This window comes from Frankia sp. CcI49, from assembly GCF_001983215.1.
In the GTDB taxonomy this organism is placed as follows: domain Bacteria; phylum Actinomycetota; class Actinomycetes; order Frankiales; family Frankiaceae; genus Parafrankia; species Parafrankia irregularis.
This window is the reverse complement of record NZ_MOWP01000031.1, coordinates 182,116-204,818: the sequence shown is the minus strand read 5'-3', so window position 1 is coordinate 204,818 and position 22,703 is coordinate 182,116. Positions and strand designations below refer to the sequence as shown.

At 71.8% G+C, this 22,703-nt stretch carries 18 protein-coding genes; 7 read left to right on the top strand and 11 right to left on the bottom strand.

Features of this window, described 5'->3' with window-relative positions:
* Nucleotides 1-60: 60 nt before the first annotated feature.
* From CcI49_RS28085 to CcI49_RS28040, 10 genes are all read right to left on the bottom strand, one after another.
* A complete protein-coding gene (locus CcI49_RS28085) occupies nt 61-1,353 on the bottom strand; it encodes a beta-ketoacyl-[acyl-carrier-protein] synthase family protein (protein WP_054567319.1) in 1,293 nt (430 codons plus the stop codon).
* Nucleotides 1,354-1,403: 50 nt separating this feature from the next.
* Entirely contained in the window at nt 1,404-1,835 is a 432-nt protein-coding gene (locus CcI49_RS28080) for a cupin domain-containing protein (protein ID WP_006538100.1), read from the bottom strand.
* A gap of 11 nt (nt 1,836-1,846) precedes the next feature.
* Nucleotides 1,847-2,335, bottom strand: a complete 489-nt coding sequence (locus tag CcI49_RS28075; RefSeq protein ID WP_054567155.1) for an SRPBCC family protein — start codon at nt 2,333-2,335, stop codon at nt 1,847-1,849.
* Nucleotides 2,336-2,377: 42 nt separating this feature from the next.
* Nucleotides 2,378-2,635, bottom strand: coding sequence for an acyl carrier protein (locus tag CcI49_RS28070; protein ID WP_054567154.1), 258 nt, complete (start codon nt 2,633-2,635; stop codon nt 2,378-2,380).
* A gap of 499 nt (nt 2,636-3,134) precedes the next feature.
* Entirely contained in the window at nt 3,135-3,512 is a 378-nt protein-coding gene (locus CcI49_RS28065) for a TcmI family type II polyketide cyclase (protein WP_054567153.1), read from the bottom strand.
* 323 nt (nt 3,513-3,835) lie between these two features.
* Nucleotides 3,836-4,834, bottom strand: a complete 999-nt coding sequence (locus CcI49_RS28060; RefSeq protein ID WP_076830993.1) for a LuxR family transcriptional regulator — start codon at nt 4,832-4,834, stop codon at nt 3,836-3,838.
* Between the two features lie 63 nt (nt 4,835-4,897).
* Nucleotides 4,898-5,521, bottom strand: a complete 624-nt coding sequence (locus tag CcI49_RS28055) for an ATP/GTP-binding protein (protein WP_054567152.1) — start codon at nt 5,519-5,521, stop codon at nt 4,898-4,900.
* A complete protein-coding gene (locus CcI49_RS28050; RefSeq protein WP_006538094.1) occupies nt 5,502-5,873 on the bottom strand; it encodes a DUF742 domain-containing protein in 372 nt (123 codons plus the stop codon). The genes CcI49_RS28055 and CcI49_RS28050 overlap by 20 nt, the downstream gene beginning before the upstream one ends.
* Nucleotides 5,874-6,132: 259 nt before the next feature.
* The gene (locus tag CcI49_RS28045; protein WP_006538093.1) at nt 6,133-6,552 is read right to left on the bottom strand and encodes a roadblock/LC7 domain-containing protein; all 420 of its coding nucleotides are present in this window, start codon (nt 6,550-6,552) and stop codon (nt 6,133-6,135) included.
* Nucleotides 6,552-9,872, bottom strand: a complete 3,321-nt coding sequence (locus CcI49_RS28040; protein ID WP_076830990.1) for a nitrate- and nitrite sensing domain-containing protein — start codon at nt 9,870-9,872, stop codon at nt 6,552-6,554. The genes CcI49_RS28045 and CcI49_RS28040 overlap by 1 nt, the downstream gene beginning before the upstream one ends.
* A 1,037-nt stretch (nt 9,873-10,909) precedes the next feature.
* Between CcI49_RS28040 and CcI49_RS28035 the strand changes: the two genes are divergently transcribed.
* The 6 genes from CcI49_RS28035 (at nt 10,910) to CcI49_RS28010 (ending at nt 20,661) form a co-directional block, all read left to right on the top strand.
* Nucleotides 10,910-13,453 carry a WD40 repeat domain-containing serine/threonine-protein kinase gene (locus tag CcI49_RS28035; protein ID WP_076830986.1) on the top strand — a complete coding sequence of 848 codons (2,544 nt, stop codon included), beginning with the start codon at nt 10,910-10,912 and terminating at the stop codon, nt 13,451-13,453.
* A 155-nt stretch (nt 13,454-13,608) separates the two neighbouring features.
* On the top strand, nt 13,609-14,655 hold the full coding sequence (locus tag CcI49_RS28030) for a hypothetical protein (RefSeq protein WP_241840280.1): 1,047 nt from the start codon (nt 13,609-13,611) through the stop codon (nt 14,653-14,655).
* A 326-nt stretch (nt 14,656-14,981) separates the two neighbouring features.
* Nucleotides 14,982-15,332 carry a DUF6343 family protein gene (locus CcI49_RS28025; RefSeq protein ID WP_235497955.1) on the top strand — a complete coding sequence of 117 codons (351 nt, stop codon included), beginning with the start codon at nt 14,982-14,984 and terminating at the stop codon, nt 15,330-15,332.
* Between the two features lie 155 nt (nt 15,333-15,487).
* Nucleotides 15,488-16,777, top strand: a complete 1,290-nt coding sequence (locus tag CcI49_RS28020; RefSeq protein ID WP_076831182.1) for a DUF445 domain-containing protein — start codon at nt 15,488-15,490, stop codon at nt 16,775-16,777.
* A gap of 213 nt (nt 16,778-16,990) precedes the next feature.
* Entirely contained in the window at nt 16,991-18,556 is a 1,566-nt protein-coding gene (locus CcI49_RS28015) for a glycosyltransferase family 87 protein (RefSeq protein WP_076830979.1), read from the top strand.
* Nucleotides 18,557-19,221: 665 nt separating this feature from the next.
* Nucleotides 19,222-20,661 (top strand): DEAD/DEAH box helicase, encoded by a 1,440-nt coding sequence (locus CcI49_RS28010; protein WP_054567148.1) that lies wholly within the window; start codon nt 19,222-19,224, stop codon nt 20,659-20,661.
* A 138-nt stretch (nt 20,662-20,799) separates the two neighbouring features.
* On the opposite strand, the gene CcI49_RS39985 is transcribed toward CcI49_RS28010, so the two are convergent.
* The gene (locus tag CcI49_RS39985; RefSeq protein ID WP_165615411.1) at nt 20,800-20,976 is read right to left on the bottom strand and encodes a hypothetical protein; all 177 of its coding nucleotides are present in this window, start codon (nt 20,974-20,976) and stop codon (nt 20,800-20,802) included.
* Nucleotides 20,977-21,167: 191 nt separating this feature from the next.
* Between CcI49_RS39985 and CcI49_RS28005 the strand changes: the two genes are divergently transcribed.
* On the top strand, nt 21,168-22,586 hold the full coding sequence (locus CcI49_RS28005) for a pyridoxal-dependent decarboxylase (RefSeq protein WP_054567147.1): 1,419 nt from the start codon (nt 21,168-21,170) through the stop codon (nt 22,584-22,586).
* The last annotated feature ends 117 nt before the right edge of the window (nt 22,587-22,703 follow it).

Sequence of the window (22,703 nt, the reverse complement as noted above, 5' to 3'; positions counted from 1 at the left end):
CAGGCCGCGCCGATCCGGTGCCGGTGTCCGTGCTGGTCGACGCGCCGGTGTCGAGAATCGTCACCGCCGGTCCCCCGCCGCCAGCACGATCGCGGACTGGAAGCCACCGAAGCCGCTGCCGACCGACAGCGCGACGTCGACCGTGTGATCACGGGCGATGTTCGGGACGTAGTCCAGGTCGCACTCGGGGTCGCGGGTGGCCCAGTTCGCCGTCGGCGGCACGACGTTGTGCTCGATCGCCAGGGCGCAGGCGGCCAGCTCGATGGAGCCGATGGCGCCCAGCGAGTGGCCGACCATCGACTTGATCGAGCTCACCGGGGTCTCGTAGGCGTGCGCGCCCAGCGAGCGCTTGAAGGCGGCCGTCTCGTGCCGGTCGTTCTGCTTGGTGCCCGAGCCGTGCGCGTTGATGTAGTCGACCGCGGTCGGGTCCAGACGCGCCTGGTCGAGCGCGATCCGGACGGCCTCCGCCATCTCGACCCCGTCCGGGCGCAGGCCGGTCATGTGGAAGGCGTTCGACCGCGACGCGTAGCCGCCGACCTCGCAGTAGATGTGCGCACCGCGGGCCCGCGCGGACTCGAGCTCCTCCAGGACGAGGACGGCGCTGCCCTCACCCATGACGAAGCCGTCGCGGCTGGCGTCGAACGGCCGGGAGGCGTGCTCGGCGTCGTCGTTGCGCGCCGAAGTGGCCCGGATGGCGTCGAAGCAGGCGATGGAGATCGGTGACAGCGGCGCGTCCGACGCGCCGGCGATCACGATGTCGGCCTCGCCGTCGACGATGAGCTGGTGGCCGTAACCGACGGCGTCGATGCCGGAGGTGCAGCCGGTCGAGACGACGAACGACGGGCCGTGCGCGCCGAACCGGCAGGCGATCTCCGTCGCCAGGCAGCTCGGTACCAGGGCGTGGTAGAGGAACGAGCTCGCGTAGCGCGGGTCGACCTCCCACAGCTTGCCGCTGTCGCTGACGACGACGTACTCGTTCTCCAGCCGGGTGGTCGCCCCGACGGCGCTGCCCATGCTGACGCCGACGATCGGGCCGTCGCCCGGCTCGCCCTCACCCCCCTCGCCGTCGAGCTCAAGGCCGCTGTCGGCGACGGCCTCGATGGCAGCGGCCAGCGCGAACTGGACGAACCGGTCGTTACGGGCGATCTCCTGGCGGCTGAGGCCGGCGGCCAGCGGGTCGAAGTCGCATTCGGCCGCGATCTGCGACCGGAACGGCGACGGGTCGAAGAAGGACAGCCGCCGGGTGGCGGTGCGGCCGTCGGTGAGCAGGGTCCAGAACTCCTTGCGGTTCGAGCCACCGGGAGCGACGACGCCGATCCCGGTCACCGCGACGCGGCGCGGGCCCCCGCCCAGGGACGCCGGCCCGTGGGCGTCGTCCGGCCGCGACCGCTGGGTCGGCTCGTTCACGGCTGCGGCTGCTCGGGGTGCGGCAGCGGCTCGGTGTCGACATGGCCCAGGTCCGGCCGCGGGGCGAGCGGGCTGAGATGGAACACCAGGAAGGCCACCTCGTCACCGGTGTTCACGATCCGGTGGCGCATGCCGATCGGAATGAGCAGGCCGTGCTCGGCCGGCAGAGCGGTGTGCTCGCCGTCGAGGCGTGCCGTCACCGAGCCGGAGACGCAGTAGAGGAACTCCTCCGAGTACGGGTGCCAGTGCTCGGTCACCACTTCCTCGGGCTGCAGGGTCAGAGTTCCCAGGAAGCCCGACTTGGCGCCGACGGTCGCCGGCGAGAGCAGCGTCCGGATGTCACCGCCACGACGCCGGTTCGCGGGAACGTCGTGGATCGAGAGGACCTTGGGGACCGTCAGGGCGGCGGTCGGGGTTGCGATGGTCACCGGGATGCTCCTCAGACCTGCTCGGAAACGGCGCTGCCCACCGGCACTGCGGACCGGGCGGCCAGTTCGACCTTGTCGCGGATGGCTGCCATCTCGCGGGGGGTGTTGGTGTTGATCCGGGCCGCCATCTGCTCGTCGTTCGCCGGGGCGGACGGGCGCATCTGGAAATCCTGGACCCAGCGCATCCGGGTGCCGGTGCCCTCGGGGGCATAGGTCCACTCGATGTGCATGTACTCGAACGGGCCGGTCTCGACCCGGTAGGCGCGGACCTTGTGGTTCACCGGGTCGAGGATTCGCTCGGAAACCCAGCTCCAGGCGGTGCCCGACTCGTCCGGATGCATCGTGAGACGGAACTTGAACGTGTTGTCCGTACGTTCGAGAATCTCGACCGACGCGTACTCGGTGAACAACGTCGGCCAGGATTCCAGGTCGTTCGTCATCGACCAGACCAGGTCGATGTCGGCATCGATGAAGATCGAGTTGTCAGTATGTGCGCTCACGTGCTGCTCCGGTCTGCTCTCTGGCGGAAGTGGGTTTGCGGCTCAGGCGAGCTCGGGCTGCAGAAGCGCGTTGTTCACGGTCGCCATGATGTCGGCGAGCGTGAGGCCCTCGGGAGCCTCGTTCGGCAGCTCCACGTCGAAGCGCGACTGGACCTCCGCCTGAAGCTGAAGGTAGGCCAGCGAGTCCAGACCAATGTCGGTGAAGGTCACGTCAAGGTCGGCCGGACGGTCCTCCGGCGGAAGGCCAGCCTGCTCCACCAGGAAGCCGAGCAGATCGTCTGCGGTCCACTGCATTGACATTCGACTTTCCTCCCCATCGTTTCCGCGCACGCGGAACAACCCTGTGACACATGTCTTAAAACCGCGACGGCTCTCACCTCGAGAGCGAGTGGTGAGGGCACGAGAACGCGAGAAAGTGTGGTGACGCCTGGGCACGCACCGGCGGCTCTGCACGGCGGTGTGCGTCAGCGGTTCTGCCCGGCGGTGGGCGCTGGCTGCCCTGGCCATGGGCCCTCCGGCCGCGGTACGCGCGCGGGCAGGGCGCCTCTGCTCAGGGCCCCGCTCCCACGGCGGCCGGCAGCCGGGCCACGACATCCGCGCCATCGCGGACCTGCGGACGAGCCGCGGTCGAGGCGGTCGTCGCGAGGTAGGTGGGTGGCCAGACGGCACTGCGGGCACGTCGGGGCAGGACACACCGTCAGCGGCTCCTCGGGCCGCCAGACGATCGGACTGCCTGGCGGCCGAAGGACACGCGGAAATCCGCTGTCGGAGCCTTCTGGCGGGCTTGATACGGCGCTGCTCAGGGACTTTTCTGATCGGCCACCCAGGTGTAGAAGCTGTGTGCCATCGCGTCCCGAGGACCGCGCCAGGTCTGTGGGTCGTACGCAGCGACGTACTTCTCGAGCTTGCTGTTCACATCCACGAACAGGGGATGCTCCCGCACCGGCGGCAACGTGCCCTTGATGTCGGCCCGACTCTCGATGAGATGGAAGTACAGGCCGTGGAAGTGAAAAAGGTCACGCCGGCCGACGCCGACTAGGTGCGGAAGCTCACCGGCATCCGACTCCGCGAAGATGTCGGCGACCGCGTCGGCGTCGGCGGAGTTCATCCGGGCGACGATCAGCGTTCGTTGCGTGGGTGTGCTCTGGTTCGGAACCGAGCCGGATTCCGTCGGCACTCGATGCCTTCTTTCGGAGTCAGGGTGAACAGACCGCGTCGAGCACTCGTGGACTGCTGACCCACTCCGCGGAGACCGGAGTGTTCCGGGCAACGGAGCCGGCCGTCCTCGACACGGACGCGCGCGCGACCGGGACCGCGTGACCGCCGATCGGCGGAGTCGCCTGACATGTTCCTGCTGTGGTGGACCGTGTCAGGTGAACGCGATTCCGGTTGCTCATCGGAATCATGCGGCGCTTCGGCACTTCTGTCCCCCAAACCGGGTGGCAGGAAGTTGCCCTGACCATCTACTGCCAACACTTGCACCAGCCGACAACAACATGTTTACAACCATCCGCGCCGAGCCGCGACGGTGCCGGCCTGAAAGCGGCTGCGGGCGTCGAGCCGCAGCATCAGGTCGGCGACCATGCGCCGCACGGTGCGGACGGAGACCCCGAGGTGCCGGGCCGCGGCCTCGTCCTTCACCCCCAGGCTGAGCAGCCGCAGCAGCAGCCGCTCGGAGTCGCTGGGGAGGTCGTCGGATCCGTTCTCCCGCTCGCCGTCGGCTTCCACGGCAAGTGGTTCGGCGGTCTCCCAGATCTGCTCGAACAGCTGGGTGACCAGGTTCGCCAGCGCCGGTGAACGCACGATCAGCGCGAGCGACTCGGTGCCGGGTGCGGCGAACTGCACGAGGCCGATCCGGCCGTCCACCGTTGTGGCGTCGATGCGGGGATCGTCGGTAAGACGGGCTTCCAGGCCGTGCGACGCCACCGTCCGGACGTACCCGACACCGGTCTCATCGGCGCTGACCGCTCGTGGCAGGACGCTGCGCATGGTCACGCCACGCCTCAACGCGCGCAGTTCGACCGGGAGGACCTCCGTGGTGAGCGCGGGCACCAGGCCGTCCCGCGTGTGCAGGGTCAGCACCTCCTTCTCGGCCCGGCCGAGAAGGGCCAGCAGTTCGACCCGGGCCTGGTCGGCGCTGTCGATGTGCTCGACCTCCGCGCCGTCCCCACCAGGCCGGTTGTCCAGGTACTCCGAGACGAAGGTGCTGACCTGCGCCCGGGCCCGGACCAGCCGTTCGTGCCGGCGGATCAGTGACTCGTGCTGGGCCTGCAGGAGATGTTCGAGACCGGCTTCCGGATGCACGGCCACCAGGTGGCCCGGATGCTCGGTCGAGGGCAGCAACAGTGACAGCTCGACGAGCCGATCGCGTGATCGGCGGACCGTCCCGGTCGCCTGGCCGACGGCGGTGRCAACCCCGTCGACATCCATCTCGGGATGTCGTAGCCACTGCCGGTAGGCCGCGAGCGTGACGTCGTCAAGTCCGAGGAACTCGAGCAAGGTCCCCTTCCCGGGTCGGATCGGAGGGTCCGCGGGGCGCCGGGGCGGCACTCGCGGCTTCTCTCATCGCGAGCCGGTCGGCAGCCCCGGTCGCTGGCTCTCCGCCGACACCACCTCCAGCGCATGGCGGACGAGGGCGATGAGGGACTGGCGGACGGACTCCCGCTGGCGGGCATCGCAGTGGACCATCGGCCGGCGGGGGTCGAGGTCCAGCGCGGCGCGGATGTCCTCGCTGCGGTGCTGACGGGCACCGTCGAAATGGTTGAGCGCGATGAGGAACGGGATGTCGCGTTCCTCGAAGTAGTCAATCGCCGGGAACGAGTCGGCGAGCCGGCGGGTGTCCACCAGCACGACCGCTCCGATGGCGCCGAGGACGAGCTCGTCCCACATGAACCAGAAGCGGTCCTGGCCAGGTGTACCGAACAGATAAAGGATGACGCTGTCGACCAGGGTGATGCGGCCGAAGTCCATGGCCACCGTGGTCGTCGTCTTCGAGGTCACCGCACTGGTGTCGTCGACGCCAATGCTTGCGGCCGTCATCGCGGCCTCGGTCGTGAGCGGTGGAATCTCGCTCACCGCGCCGACGAAGGTCGTCTTCCCAACCCCGAAACCTCCAGCCACGATGATTTTGACCGGATGCGGCGCCGCTGTTTCCGGCGCTCGGGGCCTAGAGAGCCTGGAGTCCACTGAGAACCTTCTCGATAATCGCCACGCTGGGGCGGTCCGCCGGTTGTTCGGGCCGGTAGACGGTCACCAGCCCGGCATCTAGCATGTCGCCGACAAGAACACGTGCCACGCCGACCGGAAGATTGAGCCGGGCGGAGATCTCCACAATCGACTGGTGCCGACCGCAGAGCACCGCGATGGCGCGCTGTTCCGGCTCCAGCGTGTTCGTCATTGCACGGCCCTGTGGCGAGGTGGTCACCAACGCCACCAGATCAAGGGCCCGGTTACGGGGACGGGTGCGCCCCCCCGTGACGGCGTAGGGCCGTACGACCGGCCCGGCATCGTCGTCGAACCATTCCTCATCCCCTGACACCGCGGTCCTCCTGTCTTGGATCGTCATGTGCCGACGGTCGGCGCGGCGCAGTGCCCAGCGCGGTCCAGCCGCCCTGGGCACTGCGCCTTCTCCATCTCACGGCCCGCGGCCAGGGAACGCCGCGGGTCCGAGTCGAACGACGGAAAAGGCTCATCGAGCCCTTTTCATCTCACTGCGCTGATCGTGATGCCGCAGATCCGGGCCGATAATGAAAAGGGGTCATTCGTGACGCGCCGCCGCGCGTGCATTCGGACAGGTCCTAGATCGGGAGCGCCGACTGGATCTCGGCGCGCAGCTCTGGTGTCAGGAACTCACCCACCCTCGTCACCAGCAGTGCCATCTCGTACGCGATCAGCCCGATGTCGGCACCCGGACTGCTGAGAATCGCGAGACAGGACCCGTCGCCCACCGCCGTGACGAACAGGAATCCCGCTTCCATCTCCACGATGGTCTGCCGCACGTTCCCGCCGCCGAAGAAACGACCGGCCCCCCGTGCCAGGCTGTTGAATCCAGAGGCGACCGCAGCGAGCTGGTCCGCGGTGGCCCGATCCATACCCCGCGAGGTCGCGAGCAGCAGACCGTCCGAAGAAAGCACGATCACATAGGTGACCTCGGGGACCTTCTTGACCAGGTTGTTCAACAACCAGTTCATGTTCTCGGACGGCCCCAGCGGACGCATCAGGTTACCTTCCCCACATCATCTCCGTCGTTGGACAGCGTTCCGTCCTCAAGCCCGCGGCCGAAGTTGGCCTGGAAGGACGACATCATGCTGCGGATCTCCTCGGGAGAACGCGGACCAGCGGCCATCGCCGTACGGTTCGTGTCCGTGTTCTCCCGCCGCAGCTGAGGTGCCAGACTCGCGCGGCGCCGCCGCTTCGGCAGGCCGAGCTCGTCGAGCTCGATGGGCGGTTCCCCGGCCCCGCCCTCCGTCGCGACGCCTGGCTCGCCCGGCCCGGAATCGGCACCGTACGGCGGTCGGCCGGGGTTCCCCCCGGGTGCCCGTGACGATCTGCCGCCCGTACGGTAGCCGTCGCCGGAGGCACCTCCGTCGTGGGGCGCGGATCCGGGATAGCCCGGCGTCGTGAACTCGCCGCCGCGGTACGCACCGTCGCCTCGGCCGCCTTCCCGGGCCGGGCGGCCGTAGCCCGCCGCGCGGTCGGCGCGTGGGTCCCGCTGGCCCGTTCCGGCGTCGGCGCCTCCGTGGTACGCGGACGCCGAGCCGTTGCCGTTGCCGTTGCCGTTGCCGTTGGATGTCCCGCGCCGGCGCAGTGGTAGTGCGTCGTCGGGCGCGGGCGCACCGTATCCGTCGCCACCGCCCGGCCGGAACCCGGAGCTGTCGCCCGCGAAGCCCCCGCCCGCGCCGAATCCGCCGCGGCTGGTCTCCGTGGTCGGGTAGTCCGTGTTGGCGAACCCACCGGGACCCGCCCCGTTGGCGCCACGTCCATCGTCACTGCCGGCCCCGGCAGCGGTGCCGTGGTCGAAGCCGCCCGGCCCGAAGCCGGGGAACTGGCCGGTGTCCGGGGGTGCGTTGAACAGCGAGCCGGTCGCGGGCGGGCTGAACAGCGAGGACGGCGGCCGGTAGCGCCCGTCGGAGGGCTCCTGCTCCTGGCGGCCGTACCCGCCGCGCGACCAGCCGTCGGAGGGGTCGTCCGTGGCCTGCTGGTCACCGGCGGCCTCGTCGTCGGGGTCGGTGACCTCCGACAGCGGCATCGGGCTCGTCCAGTCGCCGGTACCGTTCGGTGGCGGCGCCGAGTCCTCGTCCAGAGGCCGTCCGCCCCGGGGCCGGTCCGCGACGAACCAGCTCGACCGCGCGGTCGCGAAGACGGGAAGATCGTCGATCAGGGTCTCGTCCGCGGTCGGGCCGGCGGTCGGCGTGCCCGCGACCTTCGACTGGGCGCCGGCCCCGTCGGCGGAGTCACCGCCGAGGTCGCCGTGCCACCGGCCGTTGCTCGTCGAGGCGGCCGGGCCCAGCTCGCCGAGCTCGGAGAGGTCCGCGGGAATCTCGGTCTCGGCGTTGAGAGACGCGACGCTGCCGTTCAGCGCACCGGCGTTCGCCGCTCCCACCGCGGCGAACTCACGGGGGCCGCTGTCCTCCGCCTTGTCGTCCGAGGCGCGCAGCAGGGCCTCGGGCAGCAGCACGATCGCGAGCGTTCCGCCGTACGGCGAGGAACGCAGCTGCACCTGGACGGTGTGCCGCTCGGCCAGCCGGCCGACGACGAACAGCCCGAGCCGCTCGCTGGTGGACAGGTCGAACGGCGGCGGGTTCGCCAGCCGGTGGTTGAGCGCGTCCATCTCCTCCTGGCTCATCCCCAGCCCGCGGTCCTCGATCTCGACGACGAAGCCGTTGGAGACCGGGTGCCCGGCGACCTGCACCGGCGTGTGCGGCGGCGAGAAGGAGGTGGCGTTCTCGATGAGCTCGGCAAACATGTGGATCACGTCACCGACGGCGTGGCCGCTGACCGCCCCACCGGTGATGGGCAGGACCTTGACCCGGGTGTAGTCCTCGACCTCGGCGACGGCACCTCGCACGACGTCCTTGATCGGAACCGGGCGGCGCCAGCCACGGGCGGGCTTGGAGCCGGAGAGGACGATGAGGTCCTCGGCGTGGCGTCGCATACGGGTCGCCAGGTGGTCGAGGCGGAACAGCTCCTCGAGCTCGTCCGGGTCGGTCTCCTTGCGCTCCAGCGCGTCAATGATCTTGAGCTGACGGTGGATCAGGGCCTGGCTGCGGCGCRCCAGGTTGAGGAAGGTGTCCCCGATGCTCTTGCGCATCGCGGCCTGCTCGACCGCGGTGCGCACAGCCACCTCGTGCACGGTCGCGAACGCGTCCGCGAGCTGCCCGATCTCGTCCTTGCTGGTCGCGGGGATGGGGAAGGCCTCGGCGTCGATGTCCACCGGCTCACCCCGGTGCAGCCGGTCGACGACCGCCGGCAGCCGCTCGGACGCGACCTCGAGGGCGCCGCCTCGCAGCCGCCGCAGCTGGCTGATCATGGGGCTGGCGACGAGCAGCGAGATGATGATCGACACGATCAGAATCGCCGCGACGCCGATACTTCCGAGCAGGGCACCCCGCGAGGCGTCCTTCGAGATCTTGGCGCTGGTGGCCCCGAGGTCGGAGGCGACCCGGCGCTCGACCTCCCGCATCTGCGCGATCTTCGCGTTGGCGAGCTCGACCCATTCCGCCGGGGCCATGGTGAGTTCCCCGGAGCCGGTCAGCGTGGAGATGATGCGGTCACGTGTCTGGTCGACGGTGGTCTTCGACCGGCCGACCGTGGTGTTGAAGAAATCCTGCTGGCCGGCGGTCGCGGTGGTGCGGAACTGCTCGATCCAGGCGTCCTCGGAACCCGCTGTCGCCTGCAGCGCCAGAACGGTCGGCCAGTCCGCCCCCTTCTTGAAGAGGATCTGCGCGATCGCACCACGCTGCTGGGACGCCTGTTCCTTGGCCTGCGAGATCCCCGCCAGGGTGGTGGCGCCGTTGACCAGGCTGGCGTCGGAGCTACCCGAGGCGACCCGGGCGTTGAGCAGCATCAGGTCCTTCACGGCGGCGTCGTAGAAGGCGATGTTCGTGGTGACCTGGAGCTTGCGGGCGTCGAACTGCTTGCGATGCTCGGGCAGCTGGTTGAGATGCTCACTGATCGCGGACAGCGTCACAGCGAGCTGTTCACGGGCCGAGGCGGGTAGCCCCTGCTCGCCCGTCCGGTACACCGCGAGCGCCTCGTCCACGGGCCCGCGGGTCGTCTCGACCGCCTTGGCGAGCGGCGCGGCGAGGGCATTGAAGTTCGAGCCGGCGAAGGCGTTGGTCGCGTACCGTTCGTTCTGCAGCGCGTCGACCAGGTCGCTCGCCTTGATCGAGAAGTTGGCGAGCGCCTCGATGCGGTCCGCTTCCCGGACGTTGTTGACGTCCCCGCGCACCTGTATCGCGCTCAACACGGCCAGCGCGGCCAGTGGGACGAGGAGAATCACCACCAGCTTCGAGCGGATGGGCCAATTTCGAAGCATCCAGTCCTCTCGTCCGACGCCCCGCCTGGGCGCCTCGTGTGCGGGGTGAGCGAATCGCTCATTCGATGCCTGATCCGCGACGGACGGCGCGCGACAAGAACGGCCCGCGCATGATTGCCGCCCGGTCCGCGCTCGGCTGAAAGCCTCCGACGCCGGACAACTCTAGCGACCGAGCTGACAAGCCCTTCAACATGTCCCGCTCGCACACCGATGACACGGGCCACCGCCGCCGGCATTGTCAACCGCTACCTACGGAAGCCGTATTCCCAGCAGGAATCAATTAATCACAGGCTGTAAGCACTCACCGCATCGACAGTCCCTATTACCTGGGGACTGTTGATATAACGGAATGCTCACGGTAGCGGTGAGGCATCTCACATTGAGCAGGTCCGAACACTGTCCCGGATGCCGCCGGGCAGACGTTCTACCTGCGCAGACGCAAAGAAGCGCGGCTGCTCGTGACAAGTCCTGCGGCACCGGGCAGCCCGCCGGAGCGGCACAGGCCGCCGGCACCCGACCACACGATGCGACCTACGCCACATCCGGCGACCCACAGTACGAATCTGCCGGCTTCACAGGTTCCGGAGCGCCGCAGGTGAGCAACTCCGGCGCCTGTTGTGTTCAGGTCGGGTGTGAGTTCGCGGTCCGGAGCGAACCGGGCCGGGCAGCCGGCGGCCGAACGTGAGGCATTCGTCTTCAGTTCGCGCCGGGGCCCGCACTCACCGAGCCCCGGCTCCTTGCGCGGACAACCGGCGTCGACCGGCCCATGGCGTGAACAAGCCAACACGTGCCGACACAGCAGCACAACCAGGTGTCGGTGCCACGACACGAACTCGCCGGGATCATCCGATAACCACGCAAGGTGTCAAAAACGGCATTTCGTGCGTGATGCGGCGACCGAGACCGATGCCGGCCCCACCCCGGCCCGCCACGTCCCCGGCCCCCGCCGACACATCCACCGACCCCTCGGCCGCCGGGATCGATCGGGCATAGTGTGGTGACAGGTTCGATGCGGCACCGGGGGGTGCACAGACCGCATGTCGGGAACCACGCCGTCTTCCGTCCCAGGCTCGCCGTTATCGGGCGCCGCCGTAACGCCGCTCGGTCCCCACGACCCACGCGAGATCGGCTCCTATCGAACGGTCGGGCTTCTCGGCCGCGGCGGCATGGGCGCGGTCTACCTCGCCGCGGCTCCCGGTGGCCAGTGGGTCGCCATCAAGGTGATCCGGCCGGAGCTGGCCCAACGTCCCGAGTTCCGGGCCCGGTTCCGGCGGGAGGCCGAGAACGCACGCCGCGTGCGCCGGTTCGCCACCGCGGCCGTGCTCGACGCCGGTACCGAAGGGCCCAGCCCCTACCTGGTCACCGAGTTCGTCGAGGGGCCGACCTTGGCCAGGAGGGTCTCCACCCGTGGCCCCCTCGGCCACGGTGACCTGGAACATCTCGCCCTGAGCGTCGCGACCGCGCTGGGCGCCATCCACGCCGCCGGCATCGTCCACCGCGACCTCACGCCGGCCAACGTGCTGCTCTCGCCGGTGGGCCCCAAGGTCATCGACTTCGGGCTGGCCCGCGCGCAGGTCAACACAACCACGGTGAGCCAGCAGATCGGCCGGGTCGTGGGAACCCCCGGCTACATGGCACCGGAGCAGATCCTGGACGAGCCGATCACCCCGGCGGCGGACGTCTTCGCCTGGGGCGGCGTCGTCATCTACGCCGGCACGGGCCGGCCTCCCTTCGGCTCCGGCCCGACCGACGCGGTCCTGTACCGGATCGTCCACGAGCCCCCACGCCTGGACGGACTGCCCGACGAGCTGCGCGGCCTGGTCGAGCTCGCGTTGTCCCGAGACCCCGGCGCCCGGCCGAGCGCGGAGGAGCTGCGCGAACAGCTGGCGGGGACCGGCGGGGTGGCGGCGGCTCCCGTCCCCCGGCCCCGGTCCCGGCGCACCGGCGCACTCCGCTGGCAGCGCCGCGGGCGGTCCGAGCAGACCACCACCGCCGCCGTTCCACCCGGGCCGACATCCAGGCGGCCCGAACGCGAGCAGCCGGTCACGGTGGTGACGCCCGCGCCCGCGCCAGCACCTCCATCAGCAGTACCACCACGGTTGGCGGCACCGGCACCGGCACCGGCTCAGCACCAGCGTCCCGGCCGCTCCCGGCGCACCCCGCTGCTCGTCGGCACGACGGTGGCCGGCGCCGTCCTCGTGACCGCGGTCGGTACAACGCTCACCGTGACCGGAGGGCAGCGGCACACCGGCGTCCAGGCCACGACCGCGGATTCCGCGGCGATCTCCCGCGAGCTGGCGAGCCGCTCCGATCTGGCCCGTGCGAGCGATGCCGTGCTGGCCGGCCGGCTCGCGCTCGCCGCCTACCAGCTGTCACCGACGCCGGGGGCCGGGACCGCCGTCATCGCCTCGTTCGCGGCCCGCACCGCGCTCACCACCCGCGCCGCGGGCCCCGGGGCGGTCGACGTCGCACTCAGCAGGTCGGGTGAGCGCCTGGTCGAGGCCGGCGCCGACAACCGCATCCGGGTCTGGGACCTGCGCTCCTGGCTTTCACCCACGGCCACACCGGCGGAGCCGCCGGCACCAGCGTCCACGATCGTGCCGTCGTCACCAACCGCATCATCTCCGCCGACGGCACCGTCCCCACCGACGGCACCGTCCCCACCGACGGCACCGGTGCTCCCGGCGCCCCTCGACCTCGGCGCGCAGGGTGCCCTGGCCGTGACGATCAGGCCCGACGGGGCCTGGGTCGGCTGGGCCACCGCCGACGGGCTCGGCCATCTCGTGGGCACCGACCGCGGCTCGGCGCAGGCGGCGGCCGGCACCCTGACCGGTAACATCAGCCCGATCGAGCGGATCACCTTCAGCTCCGACGGAACCCTGCTGGCGACGGTGACCCGGGACGGATCCGTCGGTGTCTGGGACGTCAGCCAGCCTGCCCGGCCGCTGATACTCAGCCGTCTCACCGACCACAGCGCACCCGTCACCGACGCGGCGCTGCGTCCCGACGGCGCCGTGTTGGCCACCGCGGGAATCGACCAGAAGGTCCAGGTGTGGAGCCTCGCCGACCGGCGTCGACCCGCCCTGCTGGCAGAGCTCACCGGGCACCAGGGGGCCGTCGACGCCACGGAGTTCTCCGCGGACGGCCGCACGCTGGCGTCCGTGAGCGGGGACGACGCCACGTTGCGCCGCTGGGATCTCTCCGACCCCGCGCACCCGCGCGTCCTGGACTCCCGCCGGGTCACGGCCAGCGGCTCCCTGACCGATGTCGTCGTCGGCATTCACGGCAGCACCGCCACCGCCGCGGACGACGGTTCCGCGGTCGTGTGGTCCGCACCTGGTCCGGGCGGTGCCACGGACCTCGTCCGCCTCGCCACCGGAACGACCGGCCAGGCAAGGATTGTCACCGACGGACCAGGTACGACCTTCGCGATCGCGGGTGGCGGGCGCGGGCCCGTCGTGTTCACCGTCGACCCGCTGCGACTCACCCGGCTCGCCTGCGCCCAGGGGCTCGGCCCGGACCGGCGGTGGTGGTCCCGCGAGATCGCGGACGTCCCGTTCGAGGACCCCTGCCGCCGCTGACCTGGGCGGATCTGCGTCACAACGCTTTCGTCTCCCGGCTCGGCGCGCGAACGTGGACGAGGAGGACACAAGGGCGTGCCAACGGCCGGACCGGATCCGACGCCGGATCCGACGCCCGCTCCCCCGGTCGATGAGGAAGAGGAGCGTTCGTGGCGATGACATTCGGAGAGTTGCTCGTCTCGGTCGGAACCGGTCATCTGATCACCCTGCCCGGTTCCCGCGCGGCGCGGACGCTGGCCGCGGGATCAGCCTCGCCCCGGTTGGTCCCGGCCCCGGACGAGATCTGCGCGCGCCTCATCGCCCTGGCGGCCGCGGAGCTCGACCACGGACCGGGTGCCTGCTGGGACGGCGCGGTGCTCACGCTGCTGTTTCCCACCGACGCGCCACGGGACCCCGCGGTGCCCGGCCCTCGCGGGCCGGTGGAGGAGGTGGCGACGCCGGCGGAGCTCCTTCGCGCGGTCAGCGCCGCTCGATCCGCCGGCACCCACGAGATCCGGCTGCGCCCCACGTTCCGTCTGGACACACCCCTCCCGGACGCCGTACCACTCCCGGACACCATGTTCCCCACACCCGGCACCCACGTCACGGCCACGCCGGGCGTCACCGCCGACAACGCTGCCGACAACCCGATCTCCCGACGGCTGGCCGGGATCGTCGGCACGCTGGCGGCGCAGGACGAGGCACCGCTCAATCCCGCCCGTGCCGCCGCCGATCTGGCCGAGACGCTGCCTACCAGCGGGTTCGTCGTGGCGGAGGCCGGCCCGGCCGGGCTCTGGATCGAGCACGCCATGCGACCGGCCCACGGCCGGGTACGGGTCCTGCGAGCTGGCGGCCCGGTCGCGCTGGCCGGCGCGCTGCTGGCCGGCCTGCACGGCGACATCGGCGTGGCGGTGGTCGAGGACCCGCCCGTGGGGCCGGCGGCGACCCTGCTGCATCTCGCGTCCGCACTGGACGTCGACCTCGTTGTGGAGGTGTGGGGACAGCGAGGCGGCCTGCGCCGCGCCGCCGACCATCGGCAGCGGCTGCGAGCGGCGCTGCGGGGGCACGGTGTGCGGGTGATCGAGGTCCCGGTGGATTTCACCAGCACAAAGCTGCTCGTCGACGCACTCACCGACGGCACCGAGGACGCCCTGGACGCCCTGGACGCAAAGGGTTCCGCAGGCACGGGCGAGCCTCAGGCAAACTTCGAGCCGCAGCAGTGATTCGCGGGATATTCTGCGGCCACCCCGGAGATTTCGCCACCGGCTCCCCCGGGCGGCCGACCGACCCGTCCCGAAATCAGGGATACCTCCCCGAAATGGCTTCTTCCGCCAAGGTCTGACACTCCCGCGCCGAGCGTTCCACCGCTCCCACTACTTGATATCCATACTCCGGACGAGGCTTTTACCACACGCAATGCAGGCCGCCACCACCAAACATCCGCATGGCAACTTCATGCCAGGCCATTTTCTCCCTGTTGACGGGAGGTGCTGACGCGGAACCTGGGCCAGGTGCGCCGCGGTCGTGGGGAACAATCGCCCACGCCGGCGTGAGGTGGTTCATCGGTGCGGACGAGGGCACACCGCAGGACGTGACCCGTCAGGTACCCAGCCAGCGCACCGAACGCAAACCGCGGCAGCAGCCGTGGTGGCGCTCGCCGGGCACCTGGGGGGACCGCCGCACCGGTGCCCCACCGGCCGCCAGCGCGCTTGGTCTCCGGCGCGCGCTGGCGCTGTTCGGTGTGGTCTTCTGTGGCGTCGTGAGTGGCCTCTTCGCTGTCGCGGATCACACCGCGCCTGCGGTCGCCCTCATGGTGATCGGGGCCACGGCGCTCATCGATCTGATCGTGATCCACCGCCGGATGGTCACGCAACGACGGAGCGGGAGCCCACGCCCGTAGGCTGTTCGGAGATCCCCGCCGGCGCGGCGCGCTCGTTCCTGATCGCGCCGGGCACCTGCCGGCGGGACCACGGGGAGGGTGGGCCGGCGCGGATGGCACGTGACGCGGCGCGCACGGAGCCGGCTGCGGGCGTGGGTGTGCCGCCCGGCGCCGCGATGCCCGGAGGGCTGTCCGGCGGAGGTCTTCCCGGCGGCGACACCGACGCGGAGTCCCGGATGCGCGGTGGGCTGCGCCGGATGCGTGCGATCGCCACCGCGCTGCTCGCCTTCATGGTCACCGTCTACGTCCTCACCTGGCGGTGGGACGCCTCCGGCGCACCCGGCTGGGTCAGCTACGTCGCCGCCGCCGCGGAGGCCGGCACCGTCGGCGCGCTCGCGGACTGGTTCGCGGTCACCGCCCTGTTCCGGCACCCGCTGGGGCTGCCGATCCCGCACACCGCGATCATCCCGCGCCGCAAGGACGCGCTGGGCCGCGGGCTGCAGAACTTCGTCGGCACCCACTTCCTCTCCGAGGAGGTCGTCCGCGAGAAGGTCGACCAGCTCGGGGTGGCGGCCCGGGCCGGCGGATGGCTGGCCCGGCCGGCGAACGCCGAACGGGTCACCACCGAGGTCTCCACCCGGGCCGCCGCGATGATCTCCGGCATCGAGGACGACCTCGTCCGCGAGCTCGTCGAGAAGTCCGTCCTGCCCCGGCTGCTGGAGCGACGCTGGGCCGGCGCCCTGGGGCTCGCCCTCGACCGGGTGGTCTCCGAGGGCACCCACCATCATCTGATCGACCTGCTCGTCGATCAGCTCGCCGACTGGCTGGTCGCCAACCCGGAGACGGTCCTGCGCCTGGTGCGTGAGCAGGCACCCGCCTGGACACCGAGGTGGCTCGACGAGGCGGTCGCCGCGCGGGCCTACGCCGAGGCGCTGCGCTTCGCCGCGGATCTGCGGACCGACCGCGGGCACCGGCTGCGCCGCGCCCTCGACAGCTTTCTGCTCACCTTCGCCGAGCGGCTGCGCACCGATCCCGCGCTCGGCGACAAGGTCGAGGCGCTCAAGCGCCGGATCGTCGCCCACCCCGAGGCCGACCGGGCGGTGACAGCGATCTGGGTGACCGCCCGCGGCGTGCTGCTGGATCTCACCACCGACCCCGCCGGCGCCGCCCGCACCCGGGCCACCGAGGCCCTGGCCGCCTTCGGGGCCCGGCTGGTGAGCGAACCCGATCTCGCGGCCACCGTGAACCGGGCCGCAGCCGATGTCGCCACCCGCGCCGTCCGGCGGTATCGGGCGGAGATCGCCGCCGTGATCGGCGACACCGTGGCCCGCTGGGAACCGGACGAGACCTCCCGGCGGATCGAGCTGCACGTCGGGCGCGACCTGCAGTTCATCCGCATCAACGGCACGGTCGTGGGTGCGCTCGCCGGTCTGCTCATCCACCTCGTCACCGAGGTCCTGCTTTGATCCGAGGTCCTGCTCTGATCCGGGGCGGTTCACCACCCGATCCGGGCCCCGTGCCACCGTCACCGCACCCGCCCGGTCCACCTGGTGTGACGTAGGCGGCCGGCTGCGTCACCGAGCGCACCAGTGAGGTGGGAACATGGCCGTAGCAGGCGCCGAGCGGCCACGAGCCGAGGAACCGGGAGACTGGGTGGAGCGCAGACCGAAGCGGGCGTCATGACGACGGCCCCGGGCCGACCGGCCGGGAGCACCCGCCCGGCCACGCGACGCCAGCCGGCCGGGCCGGCCGGCCTCGTCGGCGCGACCGTCACGAACGCGGCGGGCCCACTCGTCCTCGCGGGCATCATCGCCCTGGTCTGGGTCGGCTTCGTGGCCCCGATCGCCCACTTCGACGTGGACGTCTTCCTGCGGGCCGGCGCGGCTGTCGCCGACGGGCGGGATCCCTATCCCGTGCCGGGCACCCCCGAGGTCTACTCCGGGTTCTCGTTCGTCTACCCGTACCTGATGTCCCTGCCGTTCGTCCCGCTCTCCGGCCTACCGCGAGCCGACGACCTGTTCATCGCGCTGTCGGTTGTGGCCCTGTTCGTGGCCTGCCGGCTCGCCCGGGCCGGCTGGTGGACGTCCGCCCTCGTGCTCGGTGCCTCCTGCACCATCACCGGCCTGCAGATGGGCACTCTCAACGCGCTGCTGTTCTGCGGGCTGGTCGCCCTGTGGCGGCTGCGGGACACCCCCGTGGCGGCCGGGGTGCTGGCCGCGCTCCTGGTGTACAGCAAGCTCTTCCTCTTTCCGGTCGTGCTGTGGCTGGTGCTGACCCGCCGGTGGCGCGCGACGGTGCACGCGCTGGCCGCGCTGGCCGCGCTGGCCGCCGTCGGGGAGGTGTACAGCCCGGTCGAGGCCCGCACCTACGCGGACATGCTGGGGGTGCTGGCCCGCGAGGAGGCCCCGGACGGCCTGAGCCTGACCGGCCTGCTGATGAACACCGGGCTGGGCACGGGCACCGCCACCTGGGCGGCGCGGATCACCGCCGCGGCCCTGCTCGCCGGATGCCTGTGGTCTGCGCGGCGGGCCGGCCGCGCGGAGGCCGACGGCCTGCTGTTCGCCGGTGTGATCGCGGCGGCGCTGGTGGCGTCGCCCATCGTGTGGAGCCACTATCTCCTGCTCCTCGTCGCCCCGCTGCTCGCGATCACCCGTGGCGTCCCCGGGCCGCGGGCGGGCGCCGGCGCGGGTGATCCCAACCGCCCGCTGGCCCTGTTCACCGCCGGTAGCTGGCTGCTGGTGACCCCCCACCTGAGCACCCCGATGGACCTGCTCGTCGCGTCCGTCGTCCTCGTACCACTGGTCGCCGTCCCGTTCCTGCGTCCGCTGCGCGCACCGCGCCCACCGGGCGAGGGACGACCGAGGGGCCCGGGGCATCCGGCGGGTCTGGCCGGGCTCCCCCGCACGGCGGCCCGGGCCGCCCTCGCCGCGGGGCTCGTCGCTGGCCTGGGAGCGGCGCTGTGGGCTGTGGCACGCGTGCACGGCGATGACCATCGGGTGATCGGTGCCTACGGCACGCTCGTGGGAACGATCGTGCTGGTGGCCTGGGCCGTCCGCGCCTGCCTCCCCACCGGGGACGGCCCGCTCTCCGACCTGGCTCCGGCTCCGGCTCCGGGCCCAGCCGCGCACGCAGCCACAGGCCAGGCCCCGGCTGCGGCCTCGGACCCGGGCCCGGGCCCGGCGGCGGATCCCGCGCCGGCCGCGGGTGCATCGCGCACCCGAACGGGCCGGATGCACCCCCAGTAACAGATGCATGCCGGGCATGGGCATTCCGGCGTGTGGCCACGTCGCCATGGTCATCCGAGAAGGAAGTGTCGTCCGGACGACTGCGAACCGCTGTTCGGCGGTTCACCGGGGCAGATGTGACGTAGAACGTCCTCCCCTGATGGTTAAGCACACACCGCACGGCCCCCGATCACGCCCGGGTAGGAGGTAACGTCTTCCTGTCGGCGTCACCGAGGGCAACCAGCCCGCGAGGCGGCGACAAGATCTCGGGACATCCGATCAACCAGGTCGGATGTCCAAGGTCGGTGCGAGCGCCATGGCGGTCCGAAACCGCGGTTGGGTCCGGTCGCGTGAAACCGGCCGCCCCCCGGCCGCCGGATGACACTTTCCGCGTTCGTGAACCACGCCGCATGGCGCGTGGAACCGATGTGGCGTGTGTTCTGTCGGCCCTGACCTGATCGGCGGATCCCCTGACTCAGCCCCGCAGCACCCAGCCCAGCCCCGCCCACCGTTCGGCCCGTCCCGCCCGGGGCAGCCGTCCCCGCCCCAGCGGACACGGTCGCGGCGGGCCCCGTCCCGCCCCCTTCAGAGCTGGCGAGCGGCCGGCAGCGCGTCCGGCGCTGGCCACCCGCTCACCCCGTCCGCCCGCCGAGTCGTTCGCGGCGGYCGGGCTCCCCCCGAAGCTTGTGGCGGCCCTGGCCGACCGCAAGATCCTCGCCCCGTTCCCGGTGCAGGCCGCCACGCTGCCTGACGTGCTGGCGGGCGAGAACGTGCTCGGCCGGGCCCGCACCGGCTCGGGCAAGACCCTGGCGTTCGGCCTCCCGCTGCTCGCCCGGCTCTCCGCGACCGGCCCGGCCCGGCCGCGCCAGCCCCGTGGGCTGATCCTCGTCCCGACCCGGGAGCTCGCCCAGCAGGTCAACGACGTGCTGGCGCCGCTCACCCGGGCGCTGGGGCTGTGGATGACCCCGGTCTACGGCGGTACGTCCATCAGCCGGCAGATCTCGGCGATGCGCCGCGGTGTGCACCTGGTCGTGGCGACCCCCGGCCGGCTCACCGACCTCATCGAGCGGGACGCCTGCCTGCTGGACGAGATCGAGATCACCGTGCTGGACGAGGCCGACTTCATGTGCGACCTCGGGTTCCTGCCGGCGGTGAAGGCACTGCTGGACATGACCCCGTCGGGCAGCCAGCGGCTGCTGTTCAGCGCCACGCTCGACCGCGAGGTCGAGGTCCTGGTCCGCAGCTACCTGCCCGAGCCGGTCCTGGTCGCGATCGACCCGGAGGTCTCGCAGGTCTCGACGCTGGCGCGGCACGCGCTGGAATCCGTGGACCGTGCGGCCCAGCTCCGTCTGGTGACGGCGCTGGCCGGTGGCGCCGGGCGCACGCTGGTCTTCGTGCGCACCCAGCGGGACGCCGACCGCGTCGCGCAGGCGCTCACCGAGGCCGGGGTGCCGGCCGAGCCGCTGCACGGCGGGATGCCCCAGGGTGCGCGCACCCGGGCGCTGGCCGGCTTCACCGACGGCTTCTACCGGGTGCTGGTCGCCACCGACGTCGCCGCCCGCGGCATCCACGTCGACGGCATCAGCCTGGTGCTGCACCTCGGTCCGCCCGACGACCCGAAGACCTACCAGCACCGTGGTGGCCGCACCGCGCGGGCCGGGGCCGACGGCGCCGACGTCCTCGTCACCGTGCCGGCCGAGCGCGGGAAGGCCCGCTCGCTGCTGCGGGCCGTCGGTGTGCCGGCCCAGCCGGTACCCACCCTGCCCGACGACCCGATCGTCACCGAGCTCGCCGGCCCGCCGGCACCGCCGGTCGACCCGGCCACCATCCAGGCCCGCCGTCGGCGGGACGGGGGGCGCCGGGAGGGCGGGCGTCGTGAGGGCGGCTTCCGCGAAGGTGGTTTCCGTGACGGCGCACGGCGTGACGGTGCCGGGCGTGAGGGCGGTTACCGGCGTGGTGGTCCGGGCGCCGGCCAGGCGGGCTCGGGGGCGAGCGGCTCCGGGCGTGAGGGCGGCGACCGTGACGGCGGTTCGCGCCCCCGCTTCGACGGCCACCGGCCGGCCCGGACGGGCCGTGGCCTGAACCGCGCCCCGCGGGTCGAGGCCGCGCCGGCCTCCGGCAGCTGAACCCGGCCAGCCGGGTAGGACCGCGGTAGGCGACCGCGACGCTGCGGGCCCACACGCGACAGTGCCCCGGAACGCTTCGGCGTTCCGGGGCACTGGTGGTTCGTCCCGATCGTCCGGCGCGAGGCCGCGACGGTCCGGTCACAACGAGCGTGATACGCCCAGTCGCAGCCGCTTCGGGTTCGCCAGCGACCCGAAGGACAGCCCGTCGCTGCTCTGTTCCGCGAGCTCGACGCCATCCACGGTGCCCGGGACCGCCTCCCGCTGGCCGTGCGGCGCAGACCCCGTCTGGGGAGCGACCGACTCGTCCTGATCCATGCGCAACACCTTTCGAAGAGTTACCGAATCGGCACTGAATACCAAAACGGTATCCAGTGGGCGCGTCGGCCAGTGCGGGAGGTGTCGGCGGTCACAGTGAGGTACGTCCACACATCGAACTGCACCCGAACGGCACCCGAACCACGCCCGAACGGCGTACAGACGACGGGGAACGACGGAGAAGGAGCACGATGGCGCCACGTCCGCGGTGGGAGGCCGGCACCGCTGCGGAGCGGGCCTTCGCCCACATCACGGACTACCTGGCCGGTCTGCCGGAGCGGCCGGTCGGCGCGGCCGAAGGCTACGCGAAGATCCATGCCCGGCTGAGCCTCCCGCTGCCCGCCGGCAGCACCGATCCTCTCGAGATCGTCGACGAGCTCGCCGCGGCCGCCGAACCCGGGCTCGCCGCCACCGGATCACCGCGGTTCTTCGGCTATGTCATCGGCGGAACCGTCCCGGCGGCCCTGGCAGCCGATCTGATGGCGGTCGCCTGGGACCAGAACGCCGGCCTCGCCAGACTCTCCCCCGCCGCCGCGGCCGCCGAGGCGGTCGCCGGTGTGTGGATCAAGGAGCTGCTGGGCCTGCCCGCCACCGCCTCGGTCGGCATCACCACCGGCACCCAGATGGCCCATGTCACCGCGCTGGGCGCCGCCCGGCACCGTGCCCTGGCCCGGTACGGGTGGGACGTCGAGGCCGACGGCCTGCACGGCGCGCCGCCGGTACGGGTGTTCGTCGGGGCCGCCCGTCACACGACCGTGGACGCCGCGCTGCGCCTGCTGGGGTTCGGCTCCCGCCGCCTGACCGTGGTCGACACGGACGACGCCGGCCGGATGCGGCCGGAGGCGCTGCGGGTCGCGCTCGCGGCCGGCACCGGCCCGGCGATCGTCGTCGCGCAGGCCGGCGAGATCAACACCGGCGCGTTCGACGCGATGGGGCAGATCTGCGCGATCAGCCACGAGCACGGCGCCTGGGTCCATGTCGACGGCGCGTTCGGGCTGTGGGCGGCCGTGTCCGCCTCCGCCCGGCGACGCGCGCTGGTCGCCGGGATCGACCAGGCCGACTCCTGGGCCACGGACGGGCACAAGTGGCTGAACCTGGCCTACGACTGCGGCATCGCGATCGTCGCCGACGAGCGGGCGCACCGGGCCGCGATGTCGACCCGCGCCCCCTACATCCCGCCCCCGGCCGTCGACGAGCACGACCCGTTGGAGTGGACACCCGAGTTCAGCCGGCGGGCCCGCGGCTTCGCGCTCTACGCCGCGCTGCGATCGCTGGGCCGGGCGGGCCTGACCGACCTGGTGGACCGCTGCTGCGCGCATGCCCGGCGCCTCGCCGACGCGCTGGGCGCGCTCGACGGGGTCGCGGTGCTCAACGACGTCGAGCTCAACCAGGTCCTGGTCCGGATCGACGACGACGACGCGACCACGGCGGCGGTCATCGAGCTCGTCGTCACCGGCGGCGAGGCGCTCGTCTCCGGCACCGTGTGGCATCACGCCGTGGCGATGCGGCTGTCGGTCTGCAACTGGATGACGACCGAGGCGGACGTCGACCGGGCCGTCGCGGCGATCGCGGCCGCCATAGCCGACGCACGTGGCCGTTGTCACGCGTGAGTGGCCCGGTGGTGCGCGGCCGGCATGTTCTCTTCAGGCCTGTCGGCGGGCAGCGCTAGGCTGCGTCAATGCCGCCGGACCCCCGCGCGACAGCCGTCGACCGCCTTCACCGCCACC

Bases quoted from the DNA above. Each gene is read 5' to 3' on its own strand.
- CcI49_RS28035 (WP_076830986.1), top strand. From the start codon at position 10,910: ATGTCGGGAACCACGCCGTCTTCCGTCCCAGGCTCGCCGTTATCGGGC.
- CcI49_RS28045 (WP_006538093.1), bottom strand. From the start codon at position 6,552: ATGCGTCCGCTGGGGCCGTCCGAGAACATGAACTGGTTGTTGAACAAC.
- CcI49_RS28030 (WP_241840280.1), top strand. From the start codon at position 13,609: ATGACATTCGGAGAGTTGCTCGTCTCGGTCGGAACCGGTCATCTGATC.
- CcI49_RS28020 (WP_076831182.1), top strand. From the start codon at position 15,488: ATGCCCGGAGGGCTGTCCGGCGGAGGTCTTCCCGGCGGCGACACCGAC.
- CcI49_RS28015 (WP_076830979.1), top strand. From the start codon at position 16,991: ATGACGACGGCCCCGGGCCGACCGGCCGGGAGCACCCGCCCGGCCACG.
- CcI49_RS28005 (WP_054567147.1), top strand. From the start codon at position 21,168: ATGGCGCCACGTCCGCGGTGGGAGGCCGGCACCGCTGCGGAGCGGGCC.
- CcI49_RS28070 (WP_054567154.1), bottom strand. From the start codon at position 2,635: ATGTCAATGCAGTGGACCGCAGACGATCTGCTCGGCTTCCTGGTGGAG.
- CcI49_RS39985 (WP_165615411.1), bottom strand. From the start codon at position 20,976: ATGGATCAGGACGAGTCGGTCGCTCCCCAGACGGGGTCTGCGCCGCAC.